We start from the raw sequence: 19,086 nt of genomic DNA, 5'->3' as shown, positions 1-19,086 counted from the left end.
TCAATTTTTGATATAATATGTAAGATTTGAATTAGATAAGGAGTTACATACATGATAAAACAATTTTTCTCTTATTATAAACCGCACAAACGCTTATTTATCATCGATTTCAGCAGTGCAGTAATCGTCGCACTATTGGAACTTGCATTCCCTCTGGCTGTCCAATGGTTTATCGATGATTTATTAGACGAAGGTAAATGGCATGTTATTGTGACCGTTAGTATTCTATTACTCGTCATCTACTTATTTAGTACGTTGTTACAATACATCGTTAGCTACCTTGGTCATAAGTTAGGTATTAATATTGAAACCGACATGCGTGAGGAATTATTTGGTCATGTTCAACGACAGTCCTTTCGTTTTTTTGATAATACCAAAACAGGTAATATCATGAGTAGAATTACGAATGATTTGTTCGATATTGGTGAACTTGCCCATCACGGACCAGAGGACTTGTTTATTTCTATTATGACTTTTACTGGTGCGTTTTGGATCATGTTCACGATTAATCCCACTCTTGCCTTAATAGCGCTTGTAATGGTGCCATTTCTTATTGCGTTGGTTACTTATTGCAATATAGCAATGAACAAAGCGTGGCATAATATGTACGGGAAAATTGCCGATGTGAATAGTCGCGTAGAAGATGCAGTTTCTGGTGTGCGCGTTGTCCAATCTTTTACAAACGAGGATTTTGAAATTGAACGTTTTAAAAAAGATAACGGACTATTTCGTACCGCAAAAATAAAAGCATACCGTGTCATGGCTGGTACCCATTCTAGTATTTATATGATGACACGACTTTTAACATTGCTCGTATTAGTTGTTGGGGCATGGCTTAGCTTTAATGATAATCTATCGTACGGTGAATTAGTTAGTTTCATCCTTTATACGAATGTATTAATTAAACCAATTGATAAAGTAAGTGCACTGTTAGAACTTTATCCAAAAGGAATGGCTGGATTTAAACGTTTCCAAGAACTAATCGCACAAGAGCCAGACATTCAAGATCGTCCTGATGCAATAGATGTTGAAACTTTTGAAGGGAATATTAAATTTAACAAGGTTGGTTTTTCTTATGACCAACATAAAAATGTTTTGAAAGATATTAATATAGCGATTCAGCCTGGAGAAACCGTTGCGTTCGTTGGTCCATCCGGTGCAGGGAAAACAACTATTTGTTCCTTAATTCCGCGCTTTTATGATATTGATCAAGGCGAAATCACCATCGATGGGACAGATATACGCGATATGACTAAAAAATCGCTTCGCTCACAAATAGGTATCGTGCAGCAAGACGTATTTTTATTTGCTGGAACAGTAAGTGAAAACATCGCATATGGAAAAAGAGACGCAACAATCGAAGAAATACAATTAGCTGCCCATCAAGCACACTTAGATGATGTAATCGCAGACCTACCAAATGGCTATGATACACAAATCGGTGAGCGTGGCCTTAAACTATCTGGTGGACAAAAACAGCGCCTAGCTATCGCTCGAACATTCTTGAAAAATCCACCAATTTTAATATTGGATGAAGCAACATCGGCACTTGACACACAGACGGAAAAAATAATTCAAAAATCATTAGATCAACTAGCTCTAAACCGTACAACACTAGTTATTGCTCACCGCCTAGCTACTATTCGTGATGCTGATCGTGTTGTCGTAGTAACCAATGACGGGATTGCAGAACAAGGTACGTATCAAGAACTATTAAACAAAGATGGTATCTTCGCCAACTTACATCGGATACAATTTGCAGATCGTTAATCATAAAAAGAGGCTGGGACATAACTAGCCAAAATAACGAAAAAGATTCCGATCATCTTAGGAAGATGGTCGGAATCTTTTTTTGTTGGATTATTTTCAGGATTTGTTGGACCATGCGCATGCTTAGCCGTGTACTTTCTCAAGTTCACCGCCATGAATGCAAATCCTAATTCATTTTCCACTTTCTTCTTGCCTCTTACTGACATACGAGTGAAACGCAAATTAGCCTTCAAAAATCCGAAGACTGGTTCTACATCTATTTTTCGTTTGCCATAGATTTTACCGGTTTCTTTTTCTGAAAGCTGCTGTTTTGTGTATGCTTTTTGTTGTTCCCATTTTTCATTATAATAAATTTTTCGATTATTTCCTTCCTTTGCTTTTGTACAGTGGGAACGCAACGGACAATCCGAACAGTCTTCACATTCATAGACTTTAAAGGATCGGGTGAAGTTATCTTTACCTGTTCGATTAGATAGATACTGGAAAGCCACTTTTTTATCATTTGGACAACGGAAAGAATCACTCGCTTCATCATACGCCCAGTTCATTGTGTTAAAAGGGTCTTGCTTATATTTCTTTGTCTTCTCTTTTCGATACATATTGTAGGTAATCAGCGGGATGCGCTCCCGATTAATGCGGACATCTTCATAATTCTGTTCACTTCCATACCCTGCATCAGCTACGATATATGTGGGAAGTTCAAAGAAGCTTTCCTCGATTTTATCTAGAAAAGGAGTGAATGTGCGTACATCAGTTGGATTGGGAAATACGTCATATGCGAGTGTATATTGTCCTTCGGTCGCAATTTGTACATTGTAACCTGCTTTTAATTGGCCATTATTCATATAATCGTCTTTCATGCGCATAAAGGTGGCATCATGGTCTGTCTTTGAATAACTATTGCGCGCTTCAAATATAAGCCTATCCTTTTCGTATTTTTGTTTGCGTGCTACGTAATCTTTAAACTGTTTGCGGTATTTTTTTGGTGTTTTCCTTGCAGAGCGAAGCTGCTTCCGTTTGCTGACATCTTTACTTTCTTCGATCTGTTTGTCGTATCCTTCAACGGTCTTCTCTAGTTTCTCAACTACTTTTTCGAGTTCTTTAGTGGATAGTTCTTCCGTACTTTCGCGTTCTATTTCTGGAATAATTTCGTTTGCCAATAATTCATCGTACAGTTGATTTGATTTCTCCACCAAATTCGCACTGTATTTTTCAATCGCTTTTCGCCAAACAAACGTAAATTTATTGGCATTTGCTTCTATTTTGGTGCCATCAATAAAGATCGCTTCCTGGTCAATCAGCTCTTCTTTCACCAGTTGGCATCGAAATTGTACAAAACATTGGCGTAACAGTTCTTGTACTTCTTCATTGACTCGAAAACGGTTAATCGTGCGATAGCTTGGCTCATAGCCTTGCGCTAACCACATCATACGGACACTATCTTTCAGCAATCCTTCAATTTTTCTCCCAGAGAAAACAGATTGCGTGTAAGCACATAAAATAACCTTCATCATCATTCGCGGATGATAAGCAGGACAACCTGTTTCATGTAAGAAAAAAGAAAATGCTTTATCTGGTATTTGGTCTACTAAGTCATGGATCGTATAGGCAATATCATTTTCTTGCAATTTCATTTCAAAATCTAACGGCAAAATTACTTGATTCATGTTATAATCTTTAAACATAAGGATACCTCCGATTGTTATTGTGTGGTACTTTAATTTTATCAGAAGGTATCCTTTTTTACTTACTAAAATTTTCGATTTTATAAAAAAGTTGCATCTTCCAACTACCGTTGGAAGATGCAACTTTTTATTGTTTATCTGAGTTTTGTCCCAGCCTCTTTTTTTTAATTTAAATACTTACCATAATCAGGAATTGCAACTGTTTCAAAATTATCAACTAATTTTTTCAACCCTTTTGTTAGTTCTTCCCCAGAAACTGGCTGTCCATGACCTGTAACCACAATTGATGGTTTTAGTTTCGCTAATTGCTCAACCGATCTTCTTGCTGCTTCCCAGTCTGGTGTCAAATACCTCGGCGGACCGCTTATTTCTATTTCTTGTGTGAAGACTTTATATAATGCATCTTGTTTAACAGTTACAAACGCATCTCCAGCAATAAGCACCCTATCTTTTTCCCTAAAAAACGAGACGTGCCCTGCTGTATGTCCCGGCGTGTGTACCCAACGAAAGCCTGGCATATGAGGAACACTGTTATTTTCTGGTAGTGCTTTTACGTGGCCCGTTATATTTATCGGTTCATTTGGAAAAAGTCCAGAAAACTTCGCAATCAGACCACCTTCAACACTCGGATCCGGCTTAGGATAGCTCTTTTTCCCAGTTAAATACGGTATTTCTAGTTCATGAGCATAAACTGGAACATCCCAATAGTTAATCAATTCCAAAATAGCTCCTACATGATCAAAATGGCCATGCGTCAAAATGATAGCTCTTGGTCGACTATTAACACCATAGCGATCTTCAGTCATCTTAATAATTTCTTCAGCAGAGTTTGGCATACCTGCATCAATTAAAACAAAATCATTTGATTCTTCATCACCAAATAAACAGACATTCACAATCTGTACCGTATAACAAAATAAATCCGGTAAAACAGAAACTCCAACACCACTACCTATTGATGTAGCAGGAATTGCTTTATAATCTTCTCCGTATGACATTTCATTATCCATTTCGGTAGTCCTCCTCTTTTGTATAGGAATATCTATACTATGAGGATTTTTTTAAAACTTATGTATAGTATTTAATAAAAGAAATAGTGTTAGAACTGATAGATAATCCAAATATAAAGTATACATACAAAGAAAAATAAAACTATCGTATTAACCAATGTCACAATATAATCTTTTCGTCCAGGATAGTATTTCCACTCCATAAACGTTCTTAGCAAGCCGTCTAAAATAAAATATACCATGAGAATAATGAATGGTAGCCCAGCGTATTCATTCGTTTCAACAGTAAAAGGTATAAAATAACTAATTGGTAAAACAAACACCATTACGAGTCGTAATGACCAATCAAGCCATTTATGTAGCTTATTTACATGATTATAAGAGAACCAATCTTTCTTTCTAACTTCTAATTTTTTGCGCAACCATATATTAAGAAAAATTTGTATTAATATAAAAATACCAAATAAAATAAATAGCGTTTGCATACTATGCTCTCCCTTTTTATACCATATACTACTATAGTATCAAAAACTTGAGTTAAATAGGTGCAAATTTCAAAATTTTAAACTAGTTCTTTTACCGTGCCACTATCAATTGATTAAACATACCATGGGATCAAAGTACTTGAAGATAGGAAGGAGGAGATAATATGTTACAGCTAGGACCCACACCACAACGTCGTCCTTATCGTAATCAGCGACAAGGTAGAAGAGCTTTACCACCAAATGCTTTTCCATTCCAAAATAATAGCCCGTTTGGGCAGGTCAATAGTCCATTTCGAGGAGATTTCATGACCCCACAAAGACAACAACTTCAAGGTCAAAACAATTTTACACAAGGATTAGGATCATTAATAACAGATGAAAATGGGAAATTAGATATGGGCAAAGTAGGGAAAGGTTTTAGAAATGTTATGGGCGTAGCAAGCCAAGCAGGGCCCGTAATTAAAATGGTAAGAGGCCTTTTTTAAATAGTTAGAAGTAAAACGCAGCTATTTAAACCATAATTAAAAGTATAGATAATAAACACAACGCTATAAGTAAACGTTGTGTTTTTATAACAGCTTATTAAACCACTGCTTTTTTATAAAACCCTGTCAAATTATTAAGAGACACAGTAGATAGAAACTGTGACGTAACAGAAGAGTCTTACCCGCTTCGTCAGCAAATGGTTTCGCTTTCCGTGGGCACAACCTTAGCTATCTATAGAAGCAAAGATCGCTTCTATAGAGGATCTTCGGTTTGTGCTGTTCCCACAGGAGTCTCAACCATTTGCTTCCTTCGCTAGAAAGAATTTAAAGTCCGAAAAGGTCTGTAATTGTTGATATTGTAACTTCATCAATAAACTTATTACCGACCAGCGATGAAAATCCACTACGACTCCTGCAGGAACAGTGCGATCTGAAGATCCACTTCATAAAGCGTTTTTTGCTTTATGAAGTTAGCTGAAGACGTGCCTGCGGAAAGCATAGTGGATTTTCAGAGCGTAGTAACTGTATAAGTTGTGTCGCTGTTGAAGGTTATTCCGACGCAAGGTAAGTTACTCTCCAAAATCAACGATCTTTTAGAATAAAGTTTATTAATTAATCTGCTCCTTGTAACTCGAGAAATAGTGAATTTGCCTGATCACTAATTTCAAGAGTATCTTGGGGATCCTTGTTCTTAGTTACTTCAACCTGTTCCTCTGTATTTGCTTTTAAACGTTGTATTTTAGTTTCTATTTGTTGCATTTTTTGTTGCAATTGCTTAAGGCTTTCTTGTTTTGTTTCAGCATCTTGAGATGAGGCATTAATTTCATTTATTTCTTTTTGAAGCTGTGTTTTTTGCTTTTCTAAGTCACTAACTGAAGTAATCGAAGTACTTTGTGATGTACTATTATTTATACCAACTGATGAAATATTCAACGTTTTCAACTCCTATGATTATTATTCCTATAATCATAGCCTAAGCGCAAAACCTTAAAATACCCTTAACTACTGTTAAGGTTATTTATTTATTCTATTAAAAATCATATGCAGCCTCTTGGGCTTCGCGGATTTTTTTATATGTTTCTGTAAGTACTACTGTATCTTCTACTAAACGATCAATTCGAAAGAACACATCCTCATTGATAATTTCTTTTCGTTGGAAGTCCTTTTCTTCAATAAATACATAGGACTGAACAATTTGAGCTTTCATATAGCTTACTATCGGCTTTAATTGTTGTTCTATGATTAAATAATGTTTTTGTGAACCAGCCGTTGCATACATACTAACTACTTTATCACGAAAAGCATTAACAGGTAATAAATCAAAAATGTTTTTCAGTGTAGCAGGAATAGAGGCCTGAAAGATAGGTGTACCAATGATAATGGCATCTGCCTCCATTATCGTTTGTACAACATATCCTGTATCTCCTTTATATTCTAAATAATTACGACCATCGCTAAATTGCAAATCATAGTCCGCTAAATCGATTAGTGTCACTTCAACTTCTGAATGATTTTCTTTAATTGATTTAACTGTATAATCCATAGCGGTTCGCGTTTTAGACCCTACATTTGATCCTGACAATCCTACAATCTTCATTATCTCAACCTCCTACTTTTTTGCAGTGTGTTTCTTAATTGCTGGTAAAATTTCCGTACCAATAATTTCAATGTTTTTCATTAATTTATCATAAGGCATGCCACCAAAATCTATTTGAGCAATATAACGCTGATGTCCAAATTGTTCATGTTGATAGAGCATCTTTTCGATAATTTCTTGTGGGCTACCGATATTCATAACGTTTTGTGGATCTACACCCTGTGCAAAGTGTTGCTTAGGAAATCCTTGTCCATTTGTTCGTTTCATACCTTCGTTAATATGAGGATACATATCTTTTAACGCTTGCTGAGATGTTTCTGCCGCATAGAAAAAACCTGCAGTTGAAACAGGTAGTTCTGTTGGATCAAAACCACCACGTTCAGCAGCACCACGATAGGCATCAATTGTTTGTTTGAAAACACTAACCGGTCCACCTAAATGCGCCATAAACATTGGAACACCAGCATAACCCGCTTTCATTGCACTTGCAGGTGAGCCACCAACCGCACGCCAAATTGGCATTGATCCACTTTGCGGACGTGGAAGAACTTGTGCGTCTCTTAAAGGGGCACGAAATTCTCCACTCCAATTAACAATATTTTCTTCATTAATCTGTCGTAATAAGTCAAATTTTTCTTCAAACAGCTCTTCGTAATCTCTAATGTTATAACCCAATAAGTCAAACAGCCCTACTCTTGATGCACGTCCTGCAATAATTTCCGCTCGACCTTTTGAAATTAAATCTAACGTTGCAAAATTTTCATATACACGTACTGGATCTGACGTACTAATGATCGTTGATGAACTTGCAATTTTAATTTTTTCTGTTGCTTGAGCAATAGCAGATAACACAACAGCATGTGCTTGTGTTGCGAAATATTCTTGATGACTTTCACCTACACTAAAGAAATCAATGCCTGCTTGATCTGCCAGCTTCGCATAATCAATTATTTCATGAATCCGTTGTTCCGCAGAAATTCGTTCTCCTGTTAATGGATTAGGCAAATGATCACCTAACGTATATATCCCAAACTCTAACCCTTTACTTTGATCAATCCGATATTTTTCCATATATATATCAATCCTTTTTTATGTTATGTTACTATTATAGAATATATAATACATTTTAGTAAGTAAGCACTTTATAGTGGTATAGTATACAAAAAGATACTATTGGAGGAGTTAACGTGGACAAGGCACCAGAATATTGTCGTGTAGAAGATGCATTAGGAATTTTAGTTGGAAAATGGAAACCAGTTATCTTATTACACTTATTACAGAATGGCACAAAACGTTTCAATGAATTAAAACGTAGTATGCCAGGAATTACGCAAAAAATGTTAACAAAACAATTACGTGAATTAGAAAATGAAGATATTATCGAGCGTGTTGTTTATGCACAAGTTCCACCTAAAGTTGAATATTCTATTACAAATTATGGTCGGAGTTTGGAGCCTATTTTAGAAGCCATGCATGAATGGGGTACGAAACATACCTTACACAAAAAGCAAAAACTAAATTAGCAGCATGACTTTCTCATAGTCTGTCCTATTCACTCATAGAATTATTAAGAGGAGGGATTAGTATGGGACTCTTGCGCGAATTCCGGCAATTTACAATGAAAGGAAATGCGGTCGATATGGGAGTTGGGGTAGTATTAGGTGCTGCATTTAGTGGTTTTATTGATTCGTTGGTTAAAGATATCCTACTCCCACCTATTGGTCTTATATATAGAAGAATGAATTTCGAGAATATGTACATTAGTCTAAGTGGTACGCGCTATTCTTCCTTGGCTGACGCAAAGGAAGCTGGTATTGCAACAGTTAATTATGGCTTATTTATCACCGCGTCAGTTCGTTTTGTCATTGTGTTATTTGTTGTTTTCCTTGTAATCCGTCAAATTAATCGATGGAAAAAACCACACCAAAGTCCATTAGATGCCATGACTAAAAAAGAGTGTACATATTGTTGTACAATGATACCTAACCAAGCTATTATTTGTCCAAATTGTTCATCTACGCTTGACGTGCTACCAAATAAGAAACGAACGAAGAAACCCTATGTGAGAGTTAAATAGTAACTCTCTAGAGATTTAATAATTCTAACATTACGCGGATGTGTGTTTTAAGTAACGTTTGCTGTATAGTTACTATTTTTTTTAGATACGTGGCTGAAGATCGATGGCGCATACAAATTTTAATTCAGCTTTAATGATGAAGAATGAAAATGTTAAACATGTTCATTATAATATGGCTGTTCAACAGGCTACCTACATGAATTACATTAGTAACTTTATAAAAGAGAAAGATTGGGCACCTTCTGCTAAAGCAACACAAGCAACTCAAAGAAAAATTATTGAACACTTTAATTCATTAGTTTAAATAAAAAAGAGGCTGGGACATAACTAGCCAAAAATAACGAAAAAGGTTCCAATCATCATAGAAAGATGGTCGGAACCTTTTTTTGTTAGATTATATTCAGGCGTTGTTGTACCATTCGCATGTTTAGCGGTGTACTTTCTCAAGTTCACCGCCATGAACGCGAATCCTAATTCATTTTCTACTTTCTTTTTGCCTCTTACCGACATGCGAGTAAAACGCAAATTAGCCTTCAAAAATCCGAAGACTGGTTCCACATCTATTTTTCGTTTACCATAGATTTTACCGGTTTCTTTTTCTGAAAGTTGTTGTTTTGTGTATGCTTTTTGTTGTTCCCATTTTTCGTTGTAATATATCTTTCGATTATTTCCTTCCTTTGCTTTTGTACATTGTGAGCGTAATGGACAATCCGAACAATCTTCACATTCATAGACTCTAAACGCTCGAGTGAAGTTGTCTTTACCTGTCCGGTTGGACAGATACTGGAACATTACTTTTTTGTCATTTGGACAGAGGAAGGAATCAGTCGCTTCATCATACTCCCAGTTCTTTGTGTTAAAAGGATCTTGCTTATATTTCTTTGTCTTCTCTTTTCGATACATATTGTATGTAATTAGTGGAATGCGCTCCCGATTAATTAGGACATCATCGTAATTTTGTTCACTTCCATAACCTGCATCAGCGACGATATATTTGGGAAGCTCAAAGAAGCTTTCCTCGATTTTATCTAGAAAAGGAATGAATGTGCGTACATCGGTTGGATTAGGAAATACATCATAAGCGAGTGCATATTGTCCTTCTGTCGCAATTTGGACATTATAACCAGCTTTCAATTGGCCATTCTTCATATAATCGTCTTTCATTCGCATAAATGTGGCATCATGATCTGTCTTTGAATAACTGTTACGCTCTTCAAATATGGCCATATCATTTTCGTATTTTTGTTTGCGTGTTGCATAATCCTTAAACCGTTTGCGATATTGTTTTGGTGTTTTGCGTTCAGAACGAAGTTGCTTACGTTCGCTTACATCTTCACTTTCTTCGATCTTTTTGTCGTATGCTTCAACCGTCTTCTCTAGTTTCTCCAAAACTTTTTCGAGTTCCTGGGTGGTTAGTTCTTCCATACTTTCACGTTCGATTTTTGGGATAATTTCGTTTGCTAGCAATTCATCATACATTTGATTTGATTTTTCCACCAAATTGGCACTGTATTTTTCAATCGCTTTTCGCCAAACAAACGTAAATTTGTTGGCATTTGCTTCAATCTTGGTACCATCAATAAAGATCGCTTCTTCATCAATCAGTTCTTCTTTCACCAGCTGGCATCGAAATTGCACAAAACATTGGCGTAACAGGTCTTGTACTTCTTGATTGACTCGAAAACGGTTAATTGTACGATAGCTTGGCTCATAACCTTGCGCTAACCACATCATACGTATACTATCTTTCAGTAATGCTTCAATTTTTCTCCCAGAGAAAACAGATTGCGTATAAGCACATAAAATAACCTTCATCATCATTCGTGGATGATAAGCAGGACAACCTGTTTCATGTAAGAAAACAGAAAAAGCTTTATCTGGTATTTGTTCAACTAAGTCATGGATTGTATAGGCAATATCATTTTTTTGCAATTTCATTTCTAAATCTAACGGCAAAATTACTTGATTCATGTTATAATCTTTAAACATAAGGATACCTCCGATAGTTATTGTTTCGTCACTTTAATTTTATCAGAAGGTATCCTTTTTTACTTACTTAAATTGTTTCAATTTTATAAAAAAGTTGCACCCTCCAACCATAAATTTGGAAAGGTGCAACTTTTTATTGTTTATCTGGGTTTTGTCCCAGCCTCATTTTTATTTATCATAATCTTGAAAACGTATGGATCCCCTCAAAACATACTCAAGCTATATTTCTTTGATAACATCTCTAATAACTGTATGCCTGCAATGCTATTACCTTTTTCATCTAAAGACGGTCCAAAGATTCCAATACCAAATCTTCCAGGTGTCGCACCCATAATACCACCTGCCACACCACTTTTTGCTGGGATACCTATTTTCATTGCGAACTCACCCGAAGCATTATACATGCCACAGGTTACCATAAAGTTTTTGCAAATACGTGCTACATTCTGAGGTATAATTTGTTTATTGGTTTGTGGATCAAATCCGTTCATTGCAAATACTAGACCAATGTGAGCCAAATCCAAACAGTTCATTTCAACTGCACACTGTTTTGTATACAGTTTAATGAGATCATCCACACTCCCATCCAATCGATTATGTTGTTTTAAAAAGTAACATAATGCTCGGTTTAAATCAGCTGTTTCAAACTCAGACTGTGCTATCCCCTCACTATAACTAATCGTCGCATCGTTTGCTAACTCCTGAATAAAGGATAAAAGCCGTTTAAATCTATCTTCTACTGAATTTCCTTTTATCATGTGGGTCACAACAAGCGCCCCTGCATTTATCATCGGATTAAGCGGTTTAGCCGGAATCATTTTCTCTAGTTTAGCGATAGAGTTAAATGGATCTCCAGTTGGTTCCATTCCAACATGCTCAAATACTTCGCTTGATCCCCTATCCATCAGGACGAAAGCCAAACTAATCACTTTTGAGATACTTTGAAGCGTAAACTTCTTCTGAACATCTCCAGCTGATACACAACGACCATCAGGATAATTTATAGAAATTGATAAATCAGTTGGATTTGCCTTTCCTAGTGCCGGAATATAATCTGCAACTTTTCCATATTGTGTGTAACTCCTTGCTTCCTCCACTAATGCTTCTAACTCCTTATTTGTTTGACAAAACATATACATCACCCATTGATAGTATGAACCAATATCTTTAATAAATTAAAATGCACTTTTATAAGACAGAACACTAATATAAAATTGGATATTAATGTACTGACATAAATATATTCACCTGTCTATTTTGTCTGTAAGAATATTTGTTTCACTCTGGTTGATAGCCTAGTTCTGCTACCGCATTCGAAATATCCCATGGCTTATCTGGATTATCGGATACGCCATAATAGGTTCCAAACCTAACTTTTGCTGTAATAGCTGCCGAAAATAAGTCAATCAAATCCCCCTTGTGTAGGATTGTCTTTTCTAAGCGGCTATTTTCCTCAATAGCCTTTTGCTCACTTTCAGCAGGTACAGAACCAATCCGAATATTAATAATTGACATGTCATTATTTAAATAATAAATAAATCCAAGCTGTTCAGAAGCTAGCTTTAGAACACCGTATAACCCTTTTGGATACGGGTAATCCTTGACATTAATTTCTCGATTTAATAACGAATTCCCGTCTTCTTCATAATAATCCGATACATGATTACTACTAGCAAAAATGACCTTAGAGATGTTTAATTGATTTGCAGCCTGTAAAATATAATAGCTCGCTTGAAAGAAGACAGCTGTCATTTTATCAAATGCTTCGATATTCTCAATTGCATGATCTGTTTCCATCCGGAGTAGATTTATAATCACATCTGTTTGTGAGGGAATCTTCTCTAAGAGTTGCTGATAGTCAGTAGCATCAACATAAATAAAATGAGCATGATCCATTTCAATACGATTATCTAACACATAACAATCATGTATTTCACTTAAACCTTTGTATAAAATCTGGCCTACGGTTCCAGAACCACCTATAATTGCGATTTTTTTCATTTAACGGTTAATTCCCTTCTCTTGTTCACTTGTTTTTATCATTGCCCGTTGATTTGTAATTATCACAAAAAAACTAAGAAGAGTTAACATCTAGTGTTTTACTTTTTAAGCAATCAACATGATCATGGCGAAGGAAATACACGGAGACTCCTTGGGAACAGCAAATGTTTTCGATGGGATGAGTAATCGCAATCCCACGAACCGAAGATCCATTTTCAGAAGCGATCTTCTTCTGAAAATTAGCTGAGGTTATGTCCCAGGAACGCTTAGTGTATTTCCGTAGCCAGACCTACGGATAAAATAACTACATAATGGCACTAAGATTATATTCTTTCTTTTCTTTCAAAGACAAAAAAAGACCCTTGCTTTTATTAAACAAGAGTCTTAAAAAATATTAATTGTGGCATTACTCAAATTGAAAATAATTCTTTGCATTATAGTAAGAAATACCTTTAACAATTTTTCCTAAGGATTCCTCGTCTTCTGGCACTTCTCCATTTTCTACCCACTTTGCAATTAACGAGCATACTAGTCTTCTAAAATACTCGTGTCTTGGATAGGATAATAAACTTCTGGAGTCCGTTAACATACCAATAAAACGGCTGAATACACCAATACTCGCTAAGGTTTCCATCTGACTTAACATTCCAGCTTTTGTATCGTTGTACCACCATGCAGTTCCCAATTGAATTTTGCCTGGAATTCCACCACTTTGAAAACTACCACTAATTGTTGCTATGGTGCTATTATCTTTTGGATTTAGTGAATATAGAATTGTCCTTGGAAGAGCATTTTCTCTTTCTAACGAATCGAGTAACTTAACTAATGGTCTGGCAATTAAACCATCATTCATTGCATCGTAACCTGTATCAGGACCTAATTGATTAAACATTCTTGTATTGTTATTTCGAAACGCATTGATATGAAATTGCATCGCCCAGTTAAACTTGGTATACAGTTTTCCCAAGAATAAAAGTGTTTGCGCTTTAAATTTACCTTCATCTATTTCGGAAACTTTTTCTCCATTAATAGCACGTTTGAAAACTGCCTCTACTTCTTCTTTCGTAGACTCGCTATACATCACTGCGTCAAGTGCATGATCGGAAACTCGACCACCAATAGCATGAAAAAACTCCACTCTTGATTCTAGCGCTTTTAAAAAATCATCGTAAGACGCAATCGCAACGCCAGATACTTCTTCTAATGATTTCGTCCAATTTTGAAAACCGTCTCGATTTATTTCCAATCCTTTATCTGGACGGAAACTTGGTAAAACTTTAACCGAAAAGCTATCATCTTGTTGTAGTCTTTGGTGATATTGCAAATCATCAATCGGGTCATCCGTTGTACAAATCACTTCTACATTCGACATTTCAATTAAATTACGGGCACCGAACTTACCACTCGTTAACTTTTTATTAACCGCTCCCCAAATATCTGGAGCTGTTTCTTCATTAAATACAGTATCAATATCAAAAAAACGTTGGAGCTCTAAGTGCGTCCAATTATATAATGGATTACCAATCAGCATTGGAATTGTTTTTGCCCAGGCAATAAACTTATCATAGTCATTCGCATCACCTGTTATATATGCTTCATCAACACCGTTTGCTCGCATTGCTCGCCATTTATAGTGGTCCCCGTACAACCATATTTCCGTAATATTTTTGAACATCTTATTTTCATATATTTCTTTCGGACTCAAATGACAGTGATAATCAATGATTGGCAGATCCTTCGCATAATCATTAAATAGCGTTTTAGCTAAATCACTTTCCAATAGGAAATCTTCATCCATAAACTGCTTCATTCCACATTTCCTTTCTGTCGCTAAGATTATAATCCCAATAATTCAAGATGTTTTCCGATATGTTTAACAAGCGCTTGACGATAAGCGTCTTCATTTCCATTTAATGTTTGAAAGAAGGCGTCTTTAAATAGAAATTTACCTTGATCATTTTTTTCCGTTAACAAAATACCATATGTGACATGAAATAACTGGCGAGCAGCATCATGATTCATGTATGCAGGTAACAATTCATCCGTTTGCTCTTCCAACGGCGCAATTGTATCTAGGTTTGGCGTGATATGATAGTATTGTAGTGTTTCTTCAAAATGTTCTAGGGCATGAACATGCATTCTTCGATATAATTCAGGATTAATAGCAGCAATAACTCTGACTGCTTCAAGCCAGTTCGTTCCTGCCGTTTTAATATGAAGTAATCCATTTGTATGTTCGCCAATACTAGGGAACACACTAAATTTATCGCTTCCTGAGTGGATGCTTAATTTATAACCGAAGTATTGGGAAATTATCGCATGTGCTTTTAATTCCTTTTCAAATTGAGTAATATCACCAATATAATCAATTCCCTTTTGAAACTCCCCACAAAACCTTGGGGCCAAGCTAGTGACATTAACGCCTCTTCTTATTAACTCATTAGCAACAAAAAAATGAGCTGCAGGTGAGGTTATCGTTTCGGTTTCATCAATTGATATCTCGAAGTCTATTTGTTTCTCAGCATTTTGAATATAAGTTTTATAGACGTGCTCTGTATAATCTAAAGCTTCGCCATATAATAATGCATTCTTAATTACATCTACTTTATCATAGTCAATTTCTAACCCATTCACATCGAATTGTTTATTAAAATAGGTTTCATAGTAATAATCCCTTGTTGCTGCAGGCAACTTCTCGTATTCTCCTTCTATATCGCTAACAGATATAGTTTCTAGGTCGTTTCTAATCTGATCAGAACAATCTAATGTAAGAAACGATATACCTAAAGATAGTGCATATTCAATATCTTTCTCGAGCTTAATATGATCTCCATCTGCACCATACCCATCTTTATAACCTTCTTGAAAAACGGCAAAGGCAGCTGCATCGAGAATATCTATCATGGATCGATTAGTAAGCGTTAATTCACGAATACTTTGTTGAGCTAAAATCGGTTTAACGCGGTACGGTTTAATTGTTTCAATATGCCCAGGTGAGGCTAATCCAAGACGATCCCCTAATCCCATTGTTGCTATTTCAGTTCCAAAAGCCTGTGGCACTGTGTATGGAAAATACTGATTTAAGACTAGACGATTTTCATGAGATAAGGCACATCTTTTTCCATATCCCTTTAGCGTTTCACCTGTTAGTGATTCATAGAGTACACCATCTCCTACAGCTAAGATCCATTTCGCTTCTAAATCTTTGACCATGATCAACTTATCTTTTTTATATTCTGTAAAAGAGTCGCGATAAACTTTAACCTGTTCATTCGAGATGGCAACTTTTCCTTCTGCTAATGTTTGAAGTACTGTAACTAAAGAATCCATTTCTCCACTTCTCCCTTTAATTATGATTTTTACTCCCCCAATTGATACCGTTTTCAAATAATTGATTTTCCTTTTTATAATTTAAAATAACAACGTTGTTATTTTAATAATAACCTATTTAAAATGATTCAACAACAGTTTTTATTAGTAAATTTAAGATTATATTTTTTTAAGTGAAAACGCATTAAAGTTATGGTACATTATAGGTATAACTCGATATAAAAGAATATAAGTCGATAGGTGATGTAAAATGACAGTAACAATTAAAGACATAGCAAGTGTTGCAGGTGTTAGCTATTCAACAGTTTCCAAAGCTCTTAATGATAGCCCGCTTGTTAAAAAAGTAACAAAAGAAAAAATTGTTACTCTAGCAAATAAAATGGGGTATGAGCCCAACTTTGCCGCCCAACAGCTTGTAAGTAAGAAAACAAAAATAATTGGTTTAATATGGCCTACAATAGAAAGAACCGTTTTATCAACGCTTGTCACGAACATTAGTAATGAAATCGATAAAACCGATTATTCAATGATTCTATCAGTAGATCCTGTTCCTAAAGCTCTTGAAACATTTAGAAAGTTTCAGGTTGATGGCATTATATTATTTGAAGAAAATAACAACGTTGCGATTAGTGAACAGAATATCCCACTCATTTCTTATGGTGTATCAAGTAAAAAAAAGGCTACCTACCCAATAATTGATGCTAATCATGAACAAGCAATGAAAAGAGCCATTGCTTATTTATATCGATTAGGACATCGAAAAATAACTTATATCGGGAATATTTCTCCCACTGATCCACTACAAATGGAAAAGTATCGAGGTTTTGAAACTGCGATAAAGCAGCATCAACTATTCTTTGATAATAGTCATGTAATAAATACAAATGGGCTGAATTGGTATGATGGTTATACAGCAATTAAAAAACTAATCAACATAAATCCATTACCTACCGCTATTGTGAGTGGCAGTTATGATATAAGTGGCGGTGTTATCCGTTGCTTAAGAGAGAACAATATTAGTATTCCTAAGGATATGTCAGTGATTAGCTATGACAATATCCCACAAATGGAAACACTGGAAATACCTTTAACAGCAATTGGTGTGTCACTCGAAGAACTAGCTAAAGAAATTGTTGAAGCAATGATCGCTTTGATAGACACAGAACAGGTAAATCCAATTACAAAAAAAATGAATCCAACCCTAGTAGAGAGATCTTCATGCGCATATGTAAAAAATTGATTCTATCCTAACATATAATAAGAGGCGCTACTCGATAATTACTAGAGACGCCTCTTGTTAGTTTTTATTATAAAGACCTCGTCTAACTAACTTCAGAATGTTTCTGTTTCTCATCTAAAACTTCATTCATACTTCCTACACGATAGCCAAATAGATCAACAGAAACATACGTAAATCCTAACAATTGTAATTTCTGTCCTATCCTTTCTTTACACGCAAGTAAAGCCTCTATATCTTCTGGTAAAGCTTCAATTCTTGCAACATCCCCATGATGACGTACACGTACAACACTAAACCCTAGCGACTGAATATATTGTTCTGCCTGATTGACTTGATCAATTTTTTCTTTCGTTATTACTGTTCCATAAGGTATCCGAGAAGCTAAGCTACAAGATGCTGGTTTATCCCAAACAGGGACTTCTAGTTCTTTTGCTAAGATACGAATTTCTCGCTTATAAAGGCCAGCTTCCTGAAGTATACTTCTAACGCCCGCTTCGGTTCGCGCTTTTAATCCAGGACGGAAATCATCTAAATCATCCACAATCATGCCATCCAGTACATAGTGAAAACCTTTTTGTTTCGCTAATTTATTGAGGTGATTATATAGCATTTTTTTACTGTAATACCAACTATCTGGTGAATTTGCTACGATAGAATCGTCTTCCAGTTCTTTTATTTCTGTTTCTAAAACAGGAATATTCATTTGTTTTGCTAGATTAACTGCCCCTTTAAATTCTTCTTTACGAAATAATTCAGATGCTACAACAACTGCTAAAACATTATCAGAACCTAATTCTTGATGCGCTCTCTTTAATAAGAATGTGCTGTCCACTCCTCCAGAAAAAGCAACAAGCACACGTCTCATCTCACAAAGTGTTTCTCCTAATTTTCGGTTTTTTTCTAGCATTTTTATTCTCCTCACTCTCATTTATTCTTCTCGAACTTTGGTATTCTCCCAAACAGCTTGATAGACTTGTTTTAGTGGTACTTGGTGTTTTATAGCAATTGCTTTACATTCCTCATATTCTGGTGCACTTTGCCAAACTACTCCGTTTCTTATTCCTTGTTTTATTGTTATCTCTCCCCACTCAGTAGCTACTTTAATAAATCTCCGCGCCATACGATGGACAGTTAAAGGATAATAACGGATTCCTAGAGTAGTAGTCTCTCTCCATAAAATCTCTTTCATCTGTTCAACCTGATCACTTGCACAAAGAAGCTGTACTTGAATTCCAGGTCTGTTTTTTTTCATATAGATGGGGGTATAGTAAACGTCATTAGCTCCCGCTTCAAATAGCAGTTCCATAACATAACCAAGCCATTCACTCGGTGTATCGTCTAAGTTAATCTCCATTTTCATCATTTTGTCATCAACGTGTTCATGATCAGGGGGATGTCTTTTCACCATTTAGCTACC

19 protein-coding genes are annotated in these 19,086 nt (G+C 35.7%); 6 read left to right on the top strand and 13 right to left on the bottom strand.

Annotated features, from left to right (window positions below; translation table 11 throughout):
* Positions 1 to 51: 51 nt before the first annotated feature.
* Positions 52 to 1,770: an ABC transporter ATP-binding protein gene (locus DM447_RS04095; protein ID WP_112180012.1), complete on the top strand. Its 1,719-nt coding sequence runs from the start codon at positions 52 to 54 to the stop codon at positions 1,768 to 1,770.
* On the opposite strand, the gene DM447_RS04090 is transcribed toward DM447_RS04095, so the two are convergent.
* The 3 genes from DM447_RS04090 to DM447_RS04080 form a co-directional block, all read right to left on the bottom strand.
* Positions 1,767 to 3,455: an IS1182 family transposase gene (locus tag DM447_RS04090; RefSeq protein WP_112180011.1), complete on the bottom strand. Its 1,689-nt coding sequence runs from the start codon at positions 3,453 to 3,455 to the stop codon at positions 1,767 to 1,769. The two genes, DM447_RS04095 and DM447_RS04090, sit on opposite strands and share 4 nt — an antisense overlap.
* Positions 3,456 to 3,619: 164 nt before the next feature.
* Complete coding sequence (locus DM447_RS04085; protein WP_112180010.1) at positions 3,620 to 4,465, bottom strand: MBL fold metallo-hydrolase; 846 nt, start codon at positions 4,463 to 4,465, stop codon at positions 3,620 to 3,622.
* A gap of 89 nt (positions 4,466 to 4,554) precedes the next feature.
* A complete protein-coding gene (locus DM447_RS04080) occupies positions 4,555 to 4,950 on the bottom strand; it encodes a DUF4181 domain-containing protein (RefSeq protein ID WP_112180009.1) in 396 nt (131 codons plus the stop codon).
* 164 nt (positions 4,951 to 5,114) lie between these two features.
* On the opposite strand from DM447_RS04080, the gene DM447_RS04075 reads away from it, so the two are divergent.
* Positions 5,115 to 5,435 carry a YppG family protein gene (locus DM447_RS04075; RefSeq protein WP_112180008.1) on the top strand — a complete coding sequence of 107 codons (321 nt, stop codon included), beginning with the start codon at positions 5,115 to 5,117 and terminating at the stop codon, positions 5,433 to 5,435.
* 612 nt (positions 5,436 to 6,047) lie between these two features.
* Here the strand turns inward: DM447_RS04075 and DM447_RS04070 are convergent.
* The 3 genes from DM447_RS04070 to DM447_RS04060 form a co-directional block, all read right to left on the bottom strand.
* The gene (locus tag DM447_RS04070; protein WP_112180007.1) at positions 6,048 to 6,368 is read right to left on the bottom strand and encodes a hypothetical protein; all 321 of its coding nucleotides are present in this window, start codon (positions 6,366 to 6,368) and stop codon (positions 6,048 to 6,050) included.
* 97 nt (positions 6,369 to 6,465) lie between these two features.
* On the bottom strand, positions 6,466 to 7,032 hold the full coding sequence (locus DM447_RS04065; RefSeq protein ID WP_112180006.1) for an NADPH-dependent FMN reductase: 567 nt from the start codon (positions 7,030 to 7,032) through the stop codon (positions 6,466 to 6,468).
* A 12-nt stretch (positions 7,033 to 7,044) separates the two neighbouring features.
* Complete coding sequence (locus DM447_RS04060) at positions 7,045 to 8,103, bottom strand: LLM class flavin-dependent oxidoreductase (protein WP_112180005.1); 1,059 nt, start codon at positions 8,101 to 8,103, stop codon at positions 7,045 to 7,047.
* Positions 8,104 to 8,219: 116 nt separating this feature from the next.
* On the opposite strand from DM447_RS04060, the gene DM447_RS04055 reads away from it, so the two are divergent.
* The 3 genes from DM447_RS04055 to DM447_RS04045 all read left to right on the top strand — a co-directional run bounded on the left by DM447_RS04055 (position 8,220) and on the right by DM447_RS04045 (position 9,413).
* Positions 8,220 to 8,555, top strand: coding sequence for a winged helix-turn-helix transcriptional regulator (locus DM447_RS04055; protein ID WP_112180004.1), 336 nt, complete (start codon positions 8,220 to 8,222; stop codon positions 8,553 to 8,555).
* Between the two features lie 62 nt (positions 8,556 to 8,617).
* Complete coding sequence (gene mscL / locus DM447_RS04050; RefSeq protein ID WP_112180003.1) at positions 8,618 to 9,109, top strand: large conductance mechanosensitive channel protein MscL; 492 nt, start codon at positions 8,618 to 8,620, stop codon at positions 9,107 to 9,109.
* Between the two features lie 103 nt (positions 9,110 to 9,212).
* Complete coding sequence (locus tag DM447_RS04045) at positions 9,213 to 9,413, top strand: hypothetical protein (RefSeq protein WP_112180002.1); 201 nt, start codon at positions 9,213 to 9,215, stop codon at positions 9,411 to 9,413.
* Between the two features lie 23 nt (positions 9,414 to 9,436).
* On the opposite strand, the gene DM447_RS04040 is transcribed toward DM447_RS04045, so the two are convergent.
* The 5 genes from DM447_RS04040 to DM447_RS04020 form a co-directional block, all read right to left on the bottom strand.
* The gene (locus DM447_RS04040) at positions 9,437 to 11,098 is read right to left on the bottom strand and encodes an IS1182 family transposase (RefSeq protein ID WP_241964557.1); all 1,662 of its coding nucleotides are present in this window, start codon (positions 11,096 to 11,098) and stop codon (positions 9,437 to 9,439) included.
* A gap of 203 nt (positions 11,099 to 11,301) precedes the next feature.
* Complete coding sequence (gene glsA / locus DM447_RS04035) at positions 11,302 to 12,231, bottom strand: glutaminase A (RefSeq protein WP_112180001.1); 930 nt, start codon at positions 12,229 to 12,231, stop codon at positions 11,302 to 11,304.
* A 145-nt stretch (positions 12,232 to 12,376) separates the two neighbouring features.
* A complete protein-coding gene (locus DM447_RS04030) occupies positions 12,377 to 13,099 on the bottom strand; it encodes an NAD-dependent epimerase/dehydratase family protein (protein ID WP_112180000.1) in 723 nt (240 codons plus the stop codon).
* A gap of 406 nt (positions 13,100 to 13,505) precedes the next feature.
* The gene (uxaC, locus tag DM447_RS04025) at positions 13,506 to 14,909 is read right to left on the bottom strand and encodes a glucuronate isomerase (RefSeq protein WP_198663171.1); all 1,404 of its coding nucleotides are present in this window, start codon (positions 14,907 to 14,909) and stop codon (positions 13,506 to 13,508) included.
* 26 nt (positions 14,910 to 14,935) lie between these two features.
* Positions 14,936 to 16,429, bottom strand: a complete 1,494-nt coding sequence (locus DM447_RS04020) for a tagaturonate epimerase family protein (RefSeq protein ID WP_112179999.1) — start codon at positions 16,427 to 16,429, stop codon at positions 14,936 to 14,938.
* 250 nt (positions 16,430 to 16,679) lie between these two features.
* Here DM447_RS04020 and DM447_RS04015 point away from each other — a divergent pair, with 250 nt between their 5' ends.
* Entirely contained in the window at positions 16,680 to 17,669 is a 990-nt protein-coding gene (locus tag DM447_RS04015; RefSeq protein WP_112179998.1) for a LacI family DNA-binding transcriptional regulator, read from the top strand.
* An 82-nt stretch (positions 17,670 to 17,751) separates the two neighbouring features.
* Here the strand turns inward: DM447_RS04015 and larE are convergent, their stop codons facing one another.
* Entirely contained in the window at positions 17,752 to 18,576 is an 825-nt protein-coding gene (gene larE / locus DM447_RS04010) for an ATP-dependent sacrificial sulfur transferase LarE (protein WP_232824248.1), read from the bottom strand.
* A gap of 21 nt (positions 18,577 to 18,597) precedes the next feature.
* On the bottom strand, positions 18,598 to 19,077 hold the full coding sequence (larC2, locus tag DM447_RS04005; protein ID WP_112179996.1) for a nickel pincer cofactor biosynthesis protein LarC2: 480 nt from the start codon (positions 19,075 to 19,077) through the stop codon (positions 18,598 to 18,600).
* Positions 19,078 to 19,086 lie beyond the last annotated feature (9 nt).

This window comes from Paraliobacillus zengyii, from assembly GCF_003268595.1.
In the GTDB taxonomy this organism is placed as follows: domain Bacteria; phylum Bacillota; class Bacilli; order Bacillales; family Amphibacillaceae; genus Paraliobacillus_A; species Paraliobacillus_A zengyii.
Note: the sequence above shows the minus strand (reverse complement) of the source record. Positions and strands in the feature narration are given on the sequence as shown.

Excerpts from the sequence above, each read along its gene's own strand:
- larC2 (WP_112179996.1), bottom strand. The coding sequence starts at position 19,077 with ATGGTGAAAAGACATCCCCCTGATCATGAACACGTTGATGACAAAATG.
- DM447_RS04045 (WP_112180002.1), top strand. The coding sequence starts at position 9,213 with ATGGCGCATACAAATTTTAATTCAGCTTTAATGATGAAGAATGAAAAT.
- uxaC (WP_198663171.1), bottom strand. The coding sequence starts at position 14,909 with ATGAAGCAGTTTATGGATGAAGATTTCCTATTGGAAAGTGATTTAGCT.
- DM447_RS04030 (WP_112180000.1), bottom strand. The coding sequence starts at position 13,099 with ATGAAAAAAATCGCAATTATAGGTGGTTCTGGAACCGTAGGCCAGATT.
- DM447_RS04060 (WP_112180005.1), bottom strand. The coding sequence starts at position 8,103 with ATGGAAAAATATCGGATTGATCAAAGTAAAGGGTTAGAGTTTGGGATA.
- DM447_RS04075 (WP_112180008.1), top strand. The coding sequence starts at position 5,115 with ATGTTACAGCTAGGACCCACACCACAACGTCGTCCTTATCGTAATCAG.
- larE (WP_232824248.1), bottom strand. The coding sequence starts at position 18,576 with ATGCTAGAAAAAAACCGAAAATTAGGAGAAACACTTTGTGAGATGAGA.
- glsA (WP_112180001.1), bottom strand. The coding sequence starts at position 12,231 with ATGTTTTGTCAAACAAATAAGGAGTTAGAAGCATTAGTGGAGGAAGCA.
- DM447_RS04020 (WP_112179999.1), bottom strand. The coding sequence starts at position 16,429 with ATGGATTCTTTAGTTACAGTACTTCAAACATTAGCAGAAGGAAAAGTT.
- DM447_RS04015 (WP_112179998.1), top strand. The coding sequence starts at position 16,680 with ATGACAGTAACAATTAAAGACATAGCAAGTGTTGCAGGTGTTAGCTAT.
- DM447_RS04080 (WP_112180009.1), bottom strand. The coding sequence starts at position 4,950 with ATGCAAACGCTATTTATTTTATTTGGTATTTTTATATTAATACAAATT.
- DM447_RS04065 (WP_112180006.1), bottom strand. The coding sequence starts at position 7,032 with ATGAAGATTGTAGGATTGTCAGGATCAAATGTAGGGTCTAAAACGCGA.
- DM447_RS04085 (WP_112180010.1), bottom strand. The coding sequence starts at position 4,465 with ATGGATAATGAAATGTCATACGGAGAAGATTATAAAGCAATTCCTGCT.
- DM447_RS04040 (WP_241964557.1), bottom strand. The coding sequence starts at position 11,098 with ATGTTTAAAGATTATAACATGAATCAAGTAATTTTGCCGTTAGATTTA.
- DM447_RS04090 (WP_112180011.1), bottom strand. The coding sequence starts at position 3,455 with ATGTTTAAAGATTATAACATGAATCAAGTAATTTTGCCGTTAGATTTT.
- DM447_RS04095 (WP_112180012.1), top strand. The coding sequence starts at position 52 with ATGATAAAACAATTTTTCTCTTATTATAAACCGCACAAACGCTTATTT.
- mscL (WP_112180003.1), top strand. The coding sequence starts at position 8,618 with ATGGGACTCTTGCGCGAATTCCGGCAATTTACAATGAAAGGAAATGCG.